The following is a 16,939-nucleotide window of genomic DNA, read 5'->3' as shown; positions in this document are numbered from 1 at the left end:
TCCTTATTTTATACAGTTACTTTCTTTGCGCATGCAACAGCAAGTGCTCCATGTCCGATATGGCATGCAACGCTTAAAGAAAGTGGATCCATATGGATATCTATTCCAGGAAATGCTGCCTGAACTTCTTTTTTGAATTCCTCGGCCTCTTCTTTGTTTCCTGCATAGGCCATCTGCAGACACATCTCACCGGATTCTACATATTTCTTAAAACGTGTATCCCAGTCTTCCTGCATTGCTTTCATCATAACTCTCTTTGCCTGCTTCTTACCTCGCACTTTTGCATATGCATCAAGCTTCTCTCCCTGGATCTGAAGAACAGGTTTCAGATTCAGAACCGTTCCGATCGCAGCTGCAGCCGGAGTGATTCTTCCACCTTTTTTCAGATATTTCAAAGTTTCCAAAGTAATATAGATACTTGACTCCATCTTCTCTTCTTCCAGTTTTTCTTTAATCTCTGCCGCACTCTTTCCGGCATCTCTTAATGTCATTGCATCAAGTACTGACTGACGCTGCGTAACTGAGATTCTCTGGTTATTAACGACCTGTACTCTGCCATCGTAGTCTCTGGCAAGCATGGTAGCTGTATCACAGGACGCACTCAGTCCACTGGACATCGGAATATGTACAATCTCATCATACTCTTCCAGCAGATTATCCCATAAACCACATACTTCAGCCGGACTCGGCTGTGAAGTAGATATGGATTCATCATTTTTCAGACGTTCATAAAAATCCTCCTGTGAAAGAGTGATTCCTTCCAGATACATCACATCGTTAATATAAAAAGGCATAGGCAGAACAGAGATTCCCAGTTTTCTTCCTTCATCCTGCGTAATACCACTGTTACTGTCTGTTACAATTGCAATTTTTCTCATACTGCATCTCCTCATGTATTTTACTTCATATCTGAATCATTGCATATTGATTATAGTCTAACACATTTTTTTCTCCATCTCAATTAAAATATCAAAAATGCCCCTCATAACAGAAAAAGAGATTGGAGTCTGTCTCTGATCAACAAACTCCAACCTCTGTCATTCACTTCTAAGTGCATCAATCGGATTTAAATCGGCAGCCTTGACTGACGGAAGTAATCCAAAGATCACGCCAATCAATGTGGAAAAAAGAACGGAACCAATGATCGCCGGTATACTGATAGCTGTCGGAGCCCCCGACAGTTCCGATACCACTTTGGAAAGTGCAATTCCAACAATAACTCCGATCACTCCTCCAATGCTTGTCAGCATGGAGGCTTCTGTCAAAAACTGAAACAGAATCACTTTCTTTCGTGCACCGATTGCTTTTTTCAGACCAATTTCACTGGTTCGTTCAGTGACGGATACCAACATGATATTCATAACGCCGATACCTCCGACCAACAATGAAATACTTGCAATCCAGATCAGCTGTGTATTGGTGCTCTCACTGAGTTTCTGCAAGTTCTTGACCTGCTGCATTACATCATCCGCTTTATATTTGTACTTGGATGTATTGGTGTTGATTCCCTGATTCATAATATCCGCTGCTGCATTTCCGGCGGAACTCATATTATCCGTTGAATCTGCTCGGATCACGGCATTCTCAGGTTCATCAAACTTAAATGCCATGGGCCAGCATTTATTCGGAATCATGACTGTTCCCATGATCATCTGATAATATTGATTGTACTCATCAATGGTTTTGATATTTGGCTGATAATCATCATTCTGTTCTACCACACCAATAACGGTAAACGGTTCGGATCCAATCTCTATTGTTTTTCCAACAGGATCTTTTCCTGCAAAGAGATTATCTGCCGCATTGCTGTCTACCAGTACAACCTTTCGCATCTCATCATAATCCTTCTGTATAAAACCACGGCCGGATCTTACCATATATCCACAGGTATCCAGATAATTCATATCAATTCCATAAATACTTCCACCCTGAAAACTGGTATTTTCATAATATACGCTGCTGGTATATGTACGGCTGTAAAAGAATGTCGCATTCTCCACATGATCCAGATTCATAACATCTTCTTTCTGCTGATCTGAGAGAAGCGGCGGTTCCGTACCATCGGTCATTCCATACTCCGGATCATAATCACTGTCACCATAATTCAGACTCACAGAAACTGTATTATTTCCCGCACCGATCAGGTCTTCTTTGATCTGTTCACTTGTTCCCTTGATCGTAGACACGATCGCAATGATCGATGCAATACCAATAATGATACCCAGCATAGTCAGAAAAGATCGCATTTTATGAGACCAGATTCCCTGAATGGATATCCTCATATTTTCAAGCATAAAATACCACCTTTCTAATATCCATAGATCTCACTGGAAGAAACTTCCTTGGTCTTTGCACCTTCTTTTACCGTGTCACCATACGGAAAAGCAATCTTATCATCTCTGGTGATTCCACCGGTTATCAGTACACTGTAGCCGCCATTTACATTACCACCTACGGTAAGCACCTGTTTCTTCAGCACTCCGTTGTCATCCTTGTATACATAACTGGCTCCATTTTCTGACCGTACAAATGCCCTGTCCAGAACAATTCCTTTGCTCTGTGTATTATTTGTCAGAGAAATCGTCAGCCAGTCTTCGTCCGATACTTTGACGGTTTTGTCCGGAATCGTTGCAATATATGTATAATAAGATACATTTGGATTTCCATTGCCGGAATAATTATCACCTGAAACCGGATACTCAGATACATCGATCACCTCTGCTTCAAAATCACCATTCTGACTTGAACAGTTCAGTATCGTACCTTCCTTAACCTGATCCAGCATCAGTTCACTGACTGTACCTTTTACGTAGTAACCTTCTTTGCTTTTGATCGTCATAAAAGAATTTCCATCAGATGCGCCAGTCACCGGATCGCCTACTTTTGCAACCGTTCCGTCCAGCTTGCTGTATATTACCTCTTTTTTTACTTTTTTCTCGAGTTTCTCAATATTCAGTTTACTTTCTCTGATGTCCAGTTTCAGGCTGTCAATCTTAGTCTGCTGAATCTTGATCGCCTCATCACGTGAGATAGATGCCGAACCACCATCATCTCCACCGCCGCCTCCGTCTCCGCCTCCATCAGCCGGTGGCTTCTCATAATGAGATGCCCCGTCCAGCGAAAACTCAACTTCAGAGTTATCGGTTACCATTTTTTCCAGCAGGCCTCCATCTACAAGATAATAGCCTGTGCAGGATTCTTTACGGTCCAGCAGATTTGTTATCGTATCATTTTGATGAAACTCCAGCTGATACCAGTATCCTTCTCTGCCAGGTTCCTTCGTACCATCAGCCTGAAAAGCAGCCATTTTATTCAAAAAGGATCCCTTCGCAACTACATAGCCTTTTGCAGAACTGCAGAGGAATACATATGGATCATCCTCTGTACCTGTTCCGGTATAGGGTTCTGTATTTTCATCCAGAACCTGATAAAACATCGGACTTCCATCCGTCAGATCATCTGTTCCAGTATCCGGTTCTGTGTCAACGATCTCGATTTCGTCTGTGAAATCTTCATCGGCATTATCATCCGGTATATTCGTCGGCTCCGGACTGATCGTTACTGTGGTATCATTTCCTGTCGTATCCGGCTCTTCAAACTCAACCTTCACATCTGTACTACTGTTGTCTGATGAATCTGCATTTCCATCTGAACTGTTCTCAGAGCCGCTCTCTGTTCCCTGTGTTTGTGCAGCTGCACTTTCGGAATCCTCAACAGCAGTCTCTTCTGTATTTGCAGATTCTATATCTGTCTTCTCCACAGCAGCCGCCAGAACCGGCTGGATAATTGCAGCCAGATAATTGCCCTTCACACTTCCACCCGTCGAAGCAGTTTCATTACTGTCATCCATCGCACTGCTTGTATCTGTATCATCCGATGTGCTGCCGGAAGTATCCAGTGTCTCCCCATCACTTTCTTCTATCTTACCGCCGTTTTTCAGGCTGCTCAGCCTGTTAATCGCTTTATTCAGATCCTGTTCCTGCTGTTTTTGTTTCAGCTTGGCTATATTCAGTTCCATCTGAACAAGTGTCATATCAAAAGACATCAACTGATCCCCTTTTTTAACGGAATCCCCCTTTGATACATAGACCTCCTTAATGATCATATCTTTGTCTATGTTAACACTCTGCGTCGCACTGGTAACAATATTTCCATTAAGATTTGTATCATCCATGTAATACTGACCGGCCAGACTGTCAACGCTTACAACAGACACCGTTTTCTGATGAGACTTTTTATAATAGACTGCTCCGCCGGCAGATCCTCCTGCGACCAGAGCTGCGATCAGGATACCTATGATGATTTTTTTCTTCATGAACTACTTCACCTCTTTTTCCTTCAGCTCTCCATCGCGAATCATCACAACCCGCTTTGCATGTGCAGCAATGTCCGGATCATGAGTGATCATAAGGACTGTAACCCCCTCATCATTCAGCTTCTGGAAAAGCTCCATGACCTGAGCACCTGATTTACTGTCAAGTGCTCCTGTTGGTTCATCTGCCAGAAGGAGTTTGGGATTATTTACGATTGCCCTGGCAATCGCAACTCGCTGCATCTGTCCACCGGAAAGCTGGTTCGGCTGAAAGTCTACACGATCAGCAAGTCCTACTCTTTCCAGTGCCTTCATTGCCCGCTCCCGTCTTTCTTTCTTCGGGACTTTGGCATAATTCAATGGAAGTTCTACGTTAGCAAGCGCAGACTGTCTTGGAAGAAGGTGGAAACTCTGAAATACAAATCCGATTTTATTAAGTCGGATATCTGACATATCATTTTCTGAACAGTTGAGAATGTCCTGTCCATCCAGAAAAAATTTCCCTTCTGTCGGCTTATCCAGGCATCCTATAATATTCATGAGTGTTGTTTTTCCTGATCCGGATGGTCCCATGATTGCCACATATTCTCCCTCTTCCATGGAAAAATTAACGTCCTTCAGAACCGGCACACTCATCTTTCCCTGCTGATAGTTCTTAAAGATTCCCTTTAAATCCAAAATCATTGTGCTTCCTCCGTATCCTCCTCTACCGGCATAAGATTATCATCCAGTATCTCACCTGAATCGGAACTTCCGTCTGTCATATCCATTGATTCATCCATATATGTTTCATCCGATGAACTGTCATCCACAATGCTGTCATCAACTGCTTCCGGATCATCAACAACGGTTCCGTCATCGCTCATTTCATATTCACTGACACCCTCTGTATCAGCCGTATCCGGAAGAGGATCTTCACTGAAGCTGCTATCATCCAGCGGCTGCATATCTATATTGTCTGTATCCATTGCATCTTCTATATTGGTCGTCGTAGACATTCCCTCCTCAAGTATATCAGACGGATATGCTATACAGTCATCCTTGGAAAGACCATCTGCAATCTCATATTCTCCAAGTTCTTCATCATGCTGTCCCAGAATCACACTACGTTTCTCCAGTTTGCCCTTCTTATCTGCTGCCCACACATACGGACTGTCTGTATCTGCATCAACAATATAAACCTCACTTAACCAGATTCCTGTCTTTTGACTTTCCTGTCCTTCATCCATCTCAATATAAACATGCTGGCCAAGCATCAGCCCGTCTGATGAATCGAGATTTACATAAAACGGATAAGTACTGGTACTCGTCTGAGAATCACTGCTGTCCGTCATTCCGTAAAAAGAATTGTTATTATTGCCGGAAGATGCACTGTCCTTATCAACCGTTCCCATGGTCCCCTTCCAGGTCTGACTGTCATCCACACGAGATCGAATGATTACCGGTTCGCCCTCAACAATGCTGTTTACATTTAATTCATTGACTGTACCTTTTATACGGTAAGCACCTGTACTCAGGATTGTAATAAATGCATTGCTGCCCCCGCTGCTGCTATCATCAGACTGAGAAAAATCTCCTGAATCTGTATCATCCACGCTGCTGTTATCCTCTGTTGTCAGCTTCGATGTATCGATTTTCTGGATAACACCATCAATTGAACTCCGGACTTCTGTATTGCCGGTCGCACTTTGGAGTTTGTCAATCTCAGCCTGCTTGCTTTTCTGACTGTATTCATTTTTCTTGAGATTCATTTTGTTTGTCTCAATCTCAATCGTATAAGAAAGCTGATTATCCTGACTTGCTTTTTTCTTTTCTTTTTCAAGCGTGGCAATCCGCTCGTTCAGACTGCTTGCCTCATTTTTCAGGCGGTCAAGGTCAAGCTGTGCTTCTTCCAGGCTCTCCTGAATGCTGCTCAGATCATATTCAAACAAAAGCTGCCCTTTCTTGACCTGATCACCGGTCTTAACCTGGACTTCTTTTACTGTCCGTCCACTCTCCAGTTCTACAGAAACAGTCTCCTGAGGCTCAACTACTCCTGCATAGCGGTTGGAAACTCCTGATGTCTGTCCGGTAAGGTCGCTTATTTTGGTTACATATACAGAATCTCCACTTGTCTCCTGCTGACCAAATACGCCCATTTTCCAACATACTCCTGCAGCAGCGCCGCCACCAATTATCAATATCCCGAGAAGGATTAAAATACGTTTTTTCATAAATCTGTGTTTCCTCCTATCAGTCCAGACATTACTGACTTAATGATACACTATTCATGTGTTTACTTTGTAAAAATCACTTTTTAACTTATATATCATATCAGATTACACCTGAAAATGAAAGAGCTGTACAAAATCATCCCGGTTTTCACAATATTTTCATAAATGTCTTCCAAAACAGCATAAAATTACCATTTTTTGACTTTTCCATGCTTATCTGATAAAATATAAAGGATTATTTTTGAAAGGAAAGATACCTATGAAGATCGCAAAAGGTCTGATGCCATTTCTGCTGATTATCCTGGCTGTCATATGTTTGACCGGCTGTTCCCACGTGGATAAGACAGATGTACAGGCAGTTATCACAAATGAACTGGATCTACTGAAAAATCTGGACTCTGATACGACCCAGAAATATGTATCCTACAAAGAACTTTTTCCCGACGCTACCAAAGAGATCAAACTCTCAAATGAAGTAAAAGAAGTCTTTTCTCTCTTCTTCCAGAATTTTGATTACGAAATTCTGAGTGTAAACGTCGACAACGATAAAAAAGAAGCCACAGCTTCCCTGCGCTTATCCACAATAGATGCAGCCTCTCTTGCCAAAGATTACGGCGAAGCTTCTCTGAAAAATGCAATTCTCAAAGCGGCTGACAGCGAAGAACAGGCTACAGAAAAAACCACAGATTCCATGGAAGAACGTTATCTCCTGCTGGATCAACTCCTCAGCAATAACAATTATGCTACCGTAGAACGAGAATGTACTGTGAAACTTTGTAATAAGGGAAGTAATGATGACAAAGACGAATGGGAGATCATACGTTCACACTCCCTGGAGAACAATCTTGTCGGCGGTCTGATGACTTATCTGTCTGATAACAACCTCCTCTCACCTGAGGAAACCCTGACCGTCTATCTGAATACCCTTAAAACAATGAATACAGAACAAATGGGCAATTATCTTGGAATCGAAAGCCTGTTCAATACTTCCGATACAGACAAGAATTCTATTGCTGCCGCACTGGTGGAGCTTTTTCACTCTACTTTTGATTTCAATATTTCCAGCTGTGACGAAGAAAGCTACAATGCTGTCATTCAGACTAAGATCACTACCTTTGACAGCAATGCGATCCTTACTGCCTATCAGAATGAACTGGATACTTATCTGAGTTCTGCCGATGCTGTAATTGATGGTTCTGTCAAACGTTATGAAAAATCCATGCAGCTGCTTCTGTCAAAAATCAAATCAAATACAGCGACTGTACAGACTGCTGCTGTTTTCCATCTTACCAATGATGGTGTTTCCTGGAAACTCCAGGACAGCAATGCTGCAATCGGAAATGCCATTTTCGGAACACTCAGCAGTACTCCGGTATCCGAAGAAGCAAACGATACCGCTGATTCCTCTGAACAAAACTAATTTTTATACTTCAAAACGGCCGTCCCACATCCGGGACAGCCGTTTTCTTTTATATCTGCAGCCTATTTGCTGCTCTTATTCTTCTGTTGTTTCTTCTTTAGCTGTTTCAAGCCCAAGTTCCTCAAGCTGCTGTTCGCTTACCACACTCGGTGATTCTGTCATCAGACAGGAGGCATCTTTTACTTTCGGGAATGCAATGACATCACGAATACTGTCAACTTTTGCCATCAGCATAACCAGACGGTCAAGTCCATATGCCAGTCCAGCGTGAGGCGGAACTCCATATTTGAATGCATTCAGAAGGAAACCAAACTGTTTGTAAGCTGCATCTTTCGTAAATCCAAGCATCTCAAACATTTTTTCCTGAATATCATTCTGATGGATTCGAACACTACCTCCACCGATCTCATTACCATTCAATACGATATCATAAGCTTTTGCACGGATTTTTCCAAGATCTCCACTCTCGATCAGTGGGATATCCTCTTCCATCAACATCGTAAATGGATGATGCATTGCTGTATAGCGGTTTTCTTCTTCACTCCACTCAAGAAGCGGGAACTCTGTTACCCATACGAAGCGATATTCGTTTTTGTCAAGAAGATCCATCTGTTTTGCAAGTTCTACACGAAGAGCACCAAGAACATCATATACGACTTTGTTCTTGTCTGCTGCAAAGAGAAGCAGATCTCCCGGTTTACCTTCCATCGCCCGAACCAGAGCATCCATCTCTTCATCTGTCATGAATTTAGCAAAGGAAGATTTGCGTGTACCATCTTCTGCAATAGCGATGTAAGCAAGACCTTTTGCACCATAAGTCTTGGCGAAATCAACAAGCTTGTCAATCTTCTTACGAGGCATGCTTCCCTGGCCTTCTGCATTGATACCACGGACACTTCCACCAGCCTCCAGTGCATTCTTGAATACTACGAATCCGCAATCTTTCACTACTTCACTTACATCATGCAGTTCCATCCCAAAACGCATATCCGGTTTGTCAGAACCGAAACGGTCCATAGCTTCCTGCCATGTAATTCTCTGAATTGGAAGCTTGACATCCACATCCAGAACTTCTTTAAACAGATAAGCAAGGAATCGCTCATTTACATCGATAACATCGTCTACGTCTACAAAGGAAAGCTCCATATCGATCTGTGTAAATTCCGGCTGACGATCTGCACGAAGGTCCTCATCACGGAAACAACGTGCGATCTGAATGTAACGGTCATATCCGGAGCACATCAGAAGCTGTTTGTACAGCTGCGGAGACTGTGGAAGGCCGTAGAAAGAACCTGGGTGAATTCTGGACGGAACAAGATAATCTCTCGCACCTTCCGGTGTACTCTTACCAAGCATTGGTGTCTCAACTTCCAGGAATCCTTCATCTGTGAAGAATTTACGGGTAAGCATCATTACTTTGCTCTTCATCATCAAATTTCTCTGAAGGTCCGGTCTTCTCAGGTCAAGGTAACGGTATTTCAGACGAATTTCATCTTTTGTCTTGCTGTTCTCTTCGATCGGGAAAGGCGGAACCTCAGACTCTGCGAGAATTCTTAAAGATTCTGCACGGAGTTCCAGTGCACCTGTAGCAAGATTTTCATTTACAGCACCACCGCGATTCTCAACTGTACCGGTAACTGCGATTACAAACTCACTTCTCAGTTTGCCTGCTTTTTCAAAACCTTCCTGGTCAATGCTGCCATTTTCAAAGATTACCTGCATGATACCGGAACGGTCACGAAGATCAACAAAGACAAGACCTCCTTTGTTACGTGCCTTCTGCACCCATCCCATCAGGGTTACTTTGCTGCCGACCATATCCTTTGTTACTTCTGCACATCGGCATGTCCTGTGCAGACCTTTCATACTTTCAGCCATGATTTTTCTCCTTTTTGAAGCACTTATTTATTAAAGAATTCTACAAATTCTGTATATCCTTCCGCTGTCATCTGTTCCTTCTGGAATTTCTTATTTTTCTTCATGATAGAAATGTTGACCTGAACACCATTCTTACGTTCTTCTTCTGCCTGTTTCAGAATCGGAAGAAGTTTATCAGCCGGCATGTTCTTCTCGATCAGATACGCTTTCTTAGCTGCATTTGTCGGGATTTCATACCCTCTCTCCAGAAGCAGCATAACGATTCTCTCAAATCCAATGGAAAATCCGCATGCAGATGTATTCTGTCCGGTGAATTTACCAATCATCTCATCATAACGTCCGCCGCCACCAACAGAACCGCCAAACTCATCCATTGCGATCTCAAAGATCGGACCTGTGTAGTAAGACATTCCACGAACCAGAGTCGGATCAAAGGAAATCTTAAAGTCTGCATTTTTCACAGAATCAACTGCTGTGATGATGGTCTCAAGATCTTCTGCTACTTTCGGATCCAGAACATCACTCAGTTTTTCTTTGCAGTAACGTACGCCTTCAATATCAGTTGTAATTTCTTTGAACATAGCAAGATAGGTATCAATACTGTCTTTGCTGAAACCTTCTTTTTCCAGTTCTTCAGCTACACCTTCCAGACCAATCTTGTCCATCTTGTCCAGAATGATGAAAACTGTATCAAAGCTATCTTCCGGAAATCCACTGTACTGTGCCATAGCTTTCAGGATTTTTCGGTCATTGATACGGATCGTGAAATTATGGAAATCCAGTTTGCCAAGCAATGTCGTTGTTGCCATGACAAGTTCAATTTCTGCAAGATAAGTAGGCTCACCAAGAATATCAATATCACACTGCATAAACTGGCGGAAACGGCCTCTCTGCGGACGGTCCGCTCTCCAGACATTGCCCATCTGAAGTGCCTTAAACGGAGTCGGAAGCTGTCCTGCATTGTTGGAATAATATCTGGAAAGCGGTACAGTCAGATCATAACGAAGGCCTGAATCAACCAGATCAGCCTCACACTCTGCTGTATCCAGTTTCAGTTTTTCTCCTCGTTTCAGAATCTTGAAGATCAGTTTCTCATTCTCTCCACCCTGTTTGCTGCTGAGATTTTCGATATGCTCCACACATGGTGTCTCAATTGCAGAAAATCCAAATTTTCCATATGTTTCACGAATCATGTTCATCACATAATTACGAATTTCCATCTCTTTTGGTAAAATGTCTTTCATACCGGTAACCGGTTTCTTCTTTAACGCCATACTGTCCTCCTGTTATTTGTTATTGTGTACAACTCTCTGAAATGCAAGAAAAACTTCCATATCAAAATTTTTGATCTCATCGATCATAAGCTCTATCACTGTACTGACATCAAACGCTCTTCTGTAAGGTCTGTCTGAGCTCAGTGCCGCATAAACATCGCAGACACGCAAAATTCTGGCCCCAAGCGGAATGCTGTCCCCCCTGAGATTCGACGGATAGCCGCTGCCATCATAATTTTCATGATGATACAAAACACTCTGAAGTACCAGCTCTGAATACCCCTGATCCTTCAGTTCTTCATATCCCAGCGAAGAATGCATACGGACATACTTCAGTTCTTCTATCAGAAGGGGATCATTTTCCTGTCCGTTGATATAGCCGGTAAGCTTCAGCTTCCCAATATCATGGAGCATTCCGGCAATCGCCATCTGATAACAGAACTCCTCGTCCTGCCCCAGTTCGGCAGCTACAGCATACGCAAGATTACTGACAGCAATTCCATGATTCAGTTCCTCAGAAAGATCAAAATCCAGCAATCTGTCACCAGACTTGAATATTTCCGCCTGTCCCGGCTCTTTCTCTGCTGTCTGCAATACGTCCACCTCCTGCTGTCATAACCAGGTATTGATTCCTTTGCGTTTTCGTTCTATCATTTCATCAATACGGTCAATGTAATTTGTAACATCTTTGACATTTTCCACACGTTCAATACGTTTGCCCTGATCAAAGACAAGCTTGGAAGAACCGCCGGCCCCCAAAGCGATGATCGGCTGTTTTTCCTCCATAATTAGTATATTGTAAATCCCGGCTTTGTCAACCTTTGCATAGCCAACATTCTCAAAATTTCCCTTCATATTTTTCTGTCTGTACAGATAATAAGGACCCATTTCCATTTCGTAGGCTGTTTTCATGGTCATATCCATGATCTCCTGGTTGTTCTCAAAAGTCATTTCCTGATATTTATCTTTAAAAATATTCAGTCGTGCCGCCCTCTTAACAGCAAGGGAATGTACGGTTATGCTGTCTGGTGCAAGTGCTTTCACTTCATTCAATGTGTTTTCTACCATTATCTTATCTTCTCCAGGCAGACCAACGATCAGATCCATATTGATGTTGTCAAAACCACACTCTCTTGCAAGCATAAATGCCTGCTTTGTTTCCTCTACTGTATGACGTCTTCCAATAATATCCAGCGTTTCCTGATTCATCGTCTGTGGATTTACAGAAATCCTTGTAATCGGATAATTGCGGATCATCATCAGCTTTTCTCTGGTAATACTGTCCGGTCTTCCTGCTTCAATCGTAAATTCTGCAAGATTCTCGCAGCAAAAATTCTCCATCAGTGCATCCAGAAGGACTTTCAGCTGCTCCGGTTCCAACGTTGTCGGTGTACCTCCTCCAATATAAACCGTATCCAGTTTTCTGCCTTTTGCTTTCATGATTGCAGCAACTTCTTTTATCTCTTTGCAAAGTGCTTCCAGATACTGGTTCACACGGTTCTTCCACTGTTTCAATGGATAGGAACTGAAAGAACAGTAAAGACATATACTCGGGCAGAACGGGATTCCCACATACAGACTGTAACCATTTTCATAATCAATATCTTTGAGAATCTCTCTTTCTCTGTTCGCTATTGTGATCGCAAGTGCTGTTTTCTGCGGACTCACCATATAGCGCTCTCTCATTTCCTGTGCCGCTTCCGTATTCTTCATACCAGATTCAATCAGTCCCATTGCAAGTTTCGCCGGCCGGATACCTGTCAGGTTTCCCCACGGAAGTGTTTTCCCCGTCAGCTTTACTAATAACTTGTACAGTGCAATCTTAACAATATCCTTACGCTCCTTACGAATCGCATGTGCACGTTCTTTTGCCTCACTGTCATCAGCATCCACACAAGAAATAAGGGCATCCGAAGACTGCCCTTCTATAAACTCTGCACTTGTCACGCCTTTATTCTCATGTTCCTCATACCGGATCACACAGGAATCACCCTGCTTTTCAATCCGAAAATAAAGATCACAGCCCGCTTCCTCTTCTTCATAGAAAGAACAAATCTCACTTCCCGGATAAAACGCACGGATCAGTTCATATATATCGTGTTCAAACTCTCTGTCCTGAAACAGAATACCAATCTTATACAAATGGATTATACCTCTTTTCATAACCAATCGTTGTTGACGTATCATGTCCCGGATAAACTTCCGTATCATCCGGAAGTGCTTCCAGCAGTCTGTGCAGACTGTTTACGATTGCCGCGGTGCTTCCCTCCGGAAAATCAGTTCTTCCCACCGACCCACAGAAAACAGTATCTCCGCTGAACAAAACTCCTTCATCTTTCAAATAATAGCAACAGCTTCCTAACGTATGTCCGGGAGTCTCGATCATCTGAACCGAAAAACCTGCCAGTTCCACAACCTGAAGATCCGTAAGATACACATCCGCCTTCAATGTATAGCTGCTCGTGTGAAATGCTGTCAGATTGATTCTTGGATCCTGCAGCGTCTTTTCTTCTTTGGCACATGCATAAATTGGAATATTATATTTCTTTTTGATTTCTTCTGCTGCAAGAATATGGTCAAAATGACCATGTGTCAGAAGAATTGCAACCGGTCTGCCCTGCATTTCAAGAACCTTCTGTTCGATTCTGTCGGCATTATCGCCCGGATCAACGATCAGCATTTCTTCTGTTTCTTTATTTTTCAGGAAGTAACAGTTCGTAAACACACTTCCAACAATACATTTCTGTAAATCCAGTCTTTTCATACTATTATCCTCATCTAAATCAACCGGTTGTACGTTCTACGTCGATCACACTTTCTACCTGACGTATCTTGGCAACAAGTGATGAAAGCTCTTCTTTGCTTCCAATCTCAAAGCTGATTGAAATCGTCGCCTTTTCCTGCTTGCTTGTACGGCTGTTAATGCTTCTCATATCAATCTTTCTCTCTGTAAAGATTTTGGAAAGATCCACCAGAAGACCAGTACGGTTATTTGCATAGACCTGAATCTCAGCCATATATTTCTCAGAACCTTTATTGTCCGTTGGCTGCCATTCAGCTTCGATCAGACGGGATCGATCCATTTCCGACATATTCAGCACATTCACACAATCTGTACGATGAATGGTAATTCCCCGTCCCCTTGTAACAAATCCAACGATTTCGTCTCCAGGGATCGGACTGCAGCACTTTGAAAAACGAACTGCAACATCATGGATACCTTTTACAACGATACCACCTTTGTTTTTGGTAACATGCAGTTTCTCCTGTGCTTCCCCAGTAGCCTCCAATACCTGCTCGTCTGTAAGATTCTTCTGATTTTCTTTATCATAAGCTTCCATCAGCTTATTGAAGACCTGTCCTTCTTTCAGACCACCATGGCCGATTGCAGCCAGTACAGAATCCCAGTCACGGAATCCATATTTACGCATAACGGATTCCAGGAACTGCGGTTTTGTATAGATTCCAAGTTTATATCCTTTGGACTTGGCATACTGTGTCAGCATGTCTTTGCCTTTCAGGATGTTATCTTCTTTCAGTTCTTTCTTGAACCACTGATTGATCTTATTCTTTGCCTGTGTGCTCTTGACAAGATTCAGCCAGTCACGGCTCGGTCCCTGTGAATTCTGTGAAGTAATGATCTCAATACGGTCCCCATTTTTGATCTGATACTCAATTGGAACCAGTTTACCATTGACACGTGCCCCAACCATACGGTTACCAACAGCACTGTGTACACTGTAGGCAAAATCAATCGGTGTAGATCCATTTGGCAGGTTCTTGACATCTCCCTGCGGTGTGAAACAATAAACACTGTCTGCAAAAAGATCTAAGTCATTCTTAAGAAGACTCATAAATTCTCTGTTGTCAGACATATCTTTCTGCCATTCCAGAATCTGACGCAGCCAGTTCAGTTTCTCTTCTTCTCTCTTATCAACAGGTACTTTACCATCGGATGATTCTTTGTATTTCCAGTGTGCAGCAATACCATATTCCGCAGTCTTGTGCATCTCAAATGTGCGGATCTGAATTTCAAATGGCTGTCCGTTCGGGCCGATCAGCGTCGTATGCAGAGACTGATACATATTTGGCTTCGGCATGGCAATATAGTCCTTGAACCTGCCCGGAATCGGTTTATACATCTCATGGATGACGCCAAGTGCCGCATAGCAGTCTTTGACAGTATCTACCAGGATACGTACTGCAAACAGATCATAAATCTGATCGATCGTCTTGTCCTGGTTGACCATCTTTTTATAGATACTGAAGAAATGTTTGATTCTTCCGTCAACCTGCGCTTTAATGGATGCCTCATCCATATGCTGCTTGACCTGTTTAACGATATTGTTTACAAACTCCTGTCGTTCACTTTTACGAAGAGCAACTTTATCCACCAGATCATAGTATACATCTGGTTTCAGATATTTCAGCGAAAGGTCATCCAGCTCTACTTTGATTTTGGAGATACCAAGTCTCATAGCGATCGGTGCATAAATATCCATCGTTTCACGGGCTTTTTCCTGCTGTTTCTCCGGTCTCATATACTGCAGGGTGCGCATATTATGCAGGCGGTCTGCAAGCTTGATCAGAATAACACGGATATCCTTTGCCATGGCAAGAAACATCTTTCGAAGGTTTTCTGCCTGAAGTTCTACTTTATCAGCTGAATAGCTTAACTGTCCCAGTTTGGTAACGCCATCCACCAGAAGTGCAACTTCTGCACTGAACTCCTTCTCTACTTCTTCTATTGTCATCCAGGTATCTTCAACTGCATCATGAAGAAGACCTGCAACGATCGTTTCTTTGTCCAGCTCAAGATCTGCAAGTATGATTGCCACACAAAGAGGATGTATGATATACGGCTCTCCTGATTTTCGCTTCTGATCTTTGTGGGCTTCCCTGGCCACTTCGTAGGCTTTCTGTATCATGGAAATATCCGTAGAAGGGTGATATTTCTTCACACTGGCTATCAGCTCCTCATACAAAACCTCTGGGCTGGTAAAATCCTGCATGGTTTTGACCGCTGCATCTGCTTTTTTTACGGATTCAAGCTTTTCCTGTTCTGCCTTGTCCATTGTTTTTTCAAGCTGTACATTCTCTTTCTTATCTGCCATTATCTCCCACCTGCCTGCCGTTATTTATTACTGTTCACGCTGTTGCCGCCGCAGAATCATTTACCTTCGTATCTGATCACAGAAGCCACATCATAACCAGCGAGTCTTTCGCGTCCTTTTAATCCTGCAAGCTCCATAAGGAAAACAACTTTGACTACTTCACCGCCAAGTTCTTCTACCAGCTTAATTGCAGCTTCCACCGTACCACCGGTAGCGATCAGGTCATCAATGATTGCTACTTTCTGTCCTGGTTTGATAGAGTCTTTGTGCATCTCTATAGTTGCACTTCCATATTCCAGATCATAGCTTCTGGAAACAGTCTCACATGGAAGTTTGCCTTTTTTGCGAACCGGTACAAATGGTTTATGAAGATTATATGCAATCGGCACACCAAAGATAAAGCCTCTGGATTCAGTTCCTACGATTACATCTACATCCGTATCCTTGAGACAATCCTGCATGGAATCAATTGCAAGCTGAAGTCCATCTGCATCCTGCAGAACACTTGTAATGTCTCTGAAAATAATACCCGGTTCCGGAAAATCCGGGATACTTCTTACGTAATCTTCTATTTTTTTCATTTTTGCGTACCTCGCTTTTCTTTACATATAAATCTGGTTTATAATTATATCACTTTTTTATGGCAGAATCAATGACTAACCCATTTTGTCGGCGGGAGTTTGACAGTTGCATAATTAAAATAGTACGTGCAGGCCGCATAAAGCCTG

13 protein-coding genes are annotated in these 16,939 nt (G+C 42.7%); 1 reads left to right on the top strand and 12 read right to left on the bottom strand.

The features are described from left to right. Window positions 1-8 precede the first annotated feature (8 nt). The 5 genes from LI112_RS12110 to LI112_RS12090 all read right to left on the bottom strand — a co-directional run bounded on the left by LI112_RS12110 (window position 9) and on the right by LI112_RS12090 (window position 6,525). Window positions 9-878 carry a DegV family protein gene (locus LI112_RS12110; RefSeq protein ID WP_117739642.1) on the bottom strand — a complete coding sequence of 290 codons (870 nt, stop codon included), beginning with the start codon at window positions 876-878 and terminating at the stop codon, window positions 9-11. Between the two features lie 159 nt (window positions 879-1,037). Further along, entirely contained in the window at window positions 1,038-2,294 is a 1,257-nt protein-coding gene (locus LI112_RS12105) for an ABC transporter permease (protein ID WP_005426456.1), read from the bottom strand. A 14-nt stretch (window positions 2,295-2,308) separates the two neighbouring features. Beyond that, window positions 2,309-4,315, bottom strand: a complete 2,007-nt coding sequence (locus LI112_RS12100) for a hypothetical protein (RefSeq protein WP_005426459.1) — start codon at window positions 4,313-4,315, stop codon at window positions 2,309-2,311. A gap of 3 nt (window positions 4,316-4,318) precedes the next feature. Continuing rightward, the gene (locus LI112_RS12095; protein WP_227190796.1) at window positions 4,319-4,996 is read right to left on the bottom strand and encodes an ABC transporter ATP-binding protein; all 678 of its coding nucleotides are present in this window, start codon (window positions 4,994-4,996) and stop codon (window positions 4,319-4,321) included. Beyond that, the gene (locus LI112_RS12090; RefSeq protein WP_227190795.1) at window positions 4,993-6,525 is read right to left on the bottom strand and encodes an efflux RND transporter periplasmic adaptor subunit; all 1,533 of its coding nucleotides are present in this window, start codon (window positions 6,523-6,525) and stop codon (window positions 4,993-4,995) included. The genes LI112_RS12095 and LI112_RS12090 overlap by 4 nt, the downstream gene beginning before the upstream one ends. Before the next feature lie 259 nt (window positions 6,526-6,784). On the opposite strand from LI112_RS12090, the gene LI112_RS12085 reads away from it, so the two are divergent. Then, entirely contained in the window at window positions 6,785-7,945 is a 1,161-nt protein-coding gene (locus LI112_RS12085; protein ID WP_227190794.1) for a hypothetical protein, read from the top strand. A 75-nt stretch (window positions 7,946-8,020) separates the two neighbouring features. On the opposite strand, the gene aspS is transcribed toward LI112_RS12085, so the two are convergent. The 7 genes from aspS to LI112_RS12050 are packed head-to-tail and all read right to left on the bottom strand — an operon-like array spanning window position 8,021 to window position 16,792. Next, on the bottom strand, window positions 8,021-9,823 hold the full coding sequence (aspS, locus tag LI112_RS12080) for an aspartate--tRNA ligase (protein WP_117739644.1): 1,803 nt from the start codon (window positions 9,821-9,823) through the stop codon (window positions 8,021-8,023). Window positions 9,824-9,846: 23 nt separating this feature from the next. Then, a complete protein-coding gene (hisS, locus tag LI112_RS12075; protein WP_178528887.1) occupies window positions 9,847-11,097 on the bottom strand; it encodes a histidine--tRNA ligase in 1,251 nt (416 codons plus the stop codon). Between the two features lie 12 nt (window positions 11,098-11,109). Further along, window positions 11,110-11,700, bottom strand: a complete 591-nt coding sequence (locus LI112_RS12070; RefSeq protein WP_319638645.1) for an HD domain-containing phosphohydrolase — start codon at window positions 11,698-11,700, stop codon at window positions 11,110-11,112. A gap of 9 nt (window positions 11,701-11,709) precedes the next feature. Then, window positions 11,710-13,260 carry a coproporphyrinogen dehydrogenase HemZ gene (hemZ, locus tag LI112_RS12065; protein WP_227190793.1) on the bottom strand — a complete coding sequence of 517 codons (1,551 nt, stop codon included), beginning with the start codon at window positions 13,258-13,260 and terminating at the stop codon, window positions 11,710-11,712. Beyond that, window positions 13,232-13,861 carry an MBL fold metallo-hydrolase gene (locus LI112_RS12060; protein ID WP_173908869.1) on the bottom strand — a complete coding sequence of 210 codons (630 nt, stop codon included), beginning with the start codon at window positions 13,859-13,861 and terminating at the stop codon, window positions 13,232-13,234. Before LI112_RS12060 ends, hemZ begins: the two co-directional genes overlap by 29 nt. 19 nt (window positions 13,862-13,880) lie before the next feature. Next, the gene (locus LI112_RS12055; RefSeq protein ID WP_005426473.1) at window positions 13,881-16,211 is read right to left on the bottom strand and encodes a bifunctional (p)ppGpp synthetase/guanosine-3',5'-bis(diphosphate) 3'-pyrophosphohydrolase; all 2,331 of its coding nucleotides are present in this window, start codon (window positions 16,209-16,211) and stop codon (window positions 13,881-13,883) included. Between the two features lie 56 nt (window positions 16,212-16,267). Continuing rightward, window positions 16,268-16,792 (bottom strand): adenine phosphoribosyltransferase, encoded by a 525-nt coding sequence (locus LI112_RS12050; RefSeq protein ID WP_005426474.1) that lies wholly within the window; start codon window positions 16,790-16,792, stop codon window positions 16,268-16,270. Window positions 16,793-16,939 lie beyond the last annotated feature (147 nt).

This window comes from Blautia sp. 210820-DFI.6.14 (assembly GCF_020558815.1).
Taxonomy (GTDB): domain Bacteria; phylum Bacillota; class Clostridia; order Lachnospirales; family Lachnospiraceae; genus Blautia_A; species Blautia_A obeum.
Note: the sequence above shows the minus strand (reverse complement) of the source record. Positions and strands in the feature narration are given on the sequence as shown.

What these genes read in the sequence shown, in the direction of transcription:
- hemZ (WP_227190793.1), bottom strand. Translation starts at nt 13,260, where the DNA reads ATGAAAAGAGGTATAATCCATTTGTATAAGATTGGTATTCTGTTTCAG.
- LI112_RS12060 (WP_173908869.1), bottom strand. Translation starts at nt 13,861, where the DNA reads ATGAAAAGACTGGATTTACAGAAATGTATTGTTGGAAGTGTGTTTACG.
- LI112_RS12050 (WP_005426474.1), bottom strand. Translation starts at nt 16,792, where the DNA reads ATGAAAAAAATAGAAGATTACGTAAGAAGTATCCCGGATTTTCCGGAA.
- LI112_RS12090 (WP_227190795.1), bottom strand. Translation starts at nt 6,525, where the DNA reads ATGAAAAAACGTATTTTAATCCTTCTCGGGATATTGATAATTGGTGGC.
- LI112_RS12055 (WP_005426473.1), bottom strand. Translation starts at nt 16,211, where the DNA reads ATGGCAGATAAGAAAGAGAATGTACAGCTTGAAAAAACAATGGACAAG.
- LI112_RS12085 (WP_227190794.1), top strand. Translation starts at nt 6,785, where the DNA reads ATGAAGATCGCAAAAGGTCTGATGCCATTTCTGCTGATTATCCTGGCT.
- LI112_RS12100 (WP_005426459.1), bottom strand. Translation starts at nt 4,315, where the DNA reads ATGAAGAAAAAAATCATCATAGGTATCCTGATCGCAGCTCTGGTCGCA.
- LI112_RS12105 (WP_005426456.1), bottom strand. Translation starts at nt 2,294, where the DNA reads ATGCTTGAAAATATGAGGATATCCATTCAGGGAATCTGGTCTCATAAA.
- hisS (WP_178528887.1), bottom strand. Translation starts at nt 11,097, where the DNA reads ATGGCGTTAAAGAAGAAACCGGTTACCGGTATGAAAGACATTTTACCA.
- LI112_RS12095 (WP_227190796.1), bottom strand. Translation starts at nt 4,996, where the DNA reads ATGATTTTGGATTTAAAGGGAATCTTTAAGAACTATCAGCAGGGAAAG.
- aspS (WP_117739644.1), bottom strand. Translation starts at nt 9,823, where the DNA reads ATGGCTGAAAGTATGAAAGGTCTGCACAGGACATGCCGATGTGCAGAA.
- LI112_RS12110 (WP_117739642.1), bottom strand. Translation starts at nt 878, where the DNA reads ATGAGAAAAATTGCAATTGTAACAGACAGTAACAGTGGTATTACGCAG.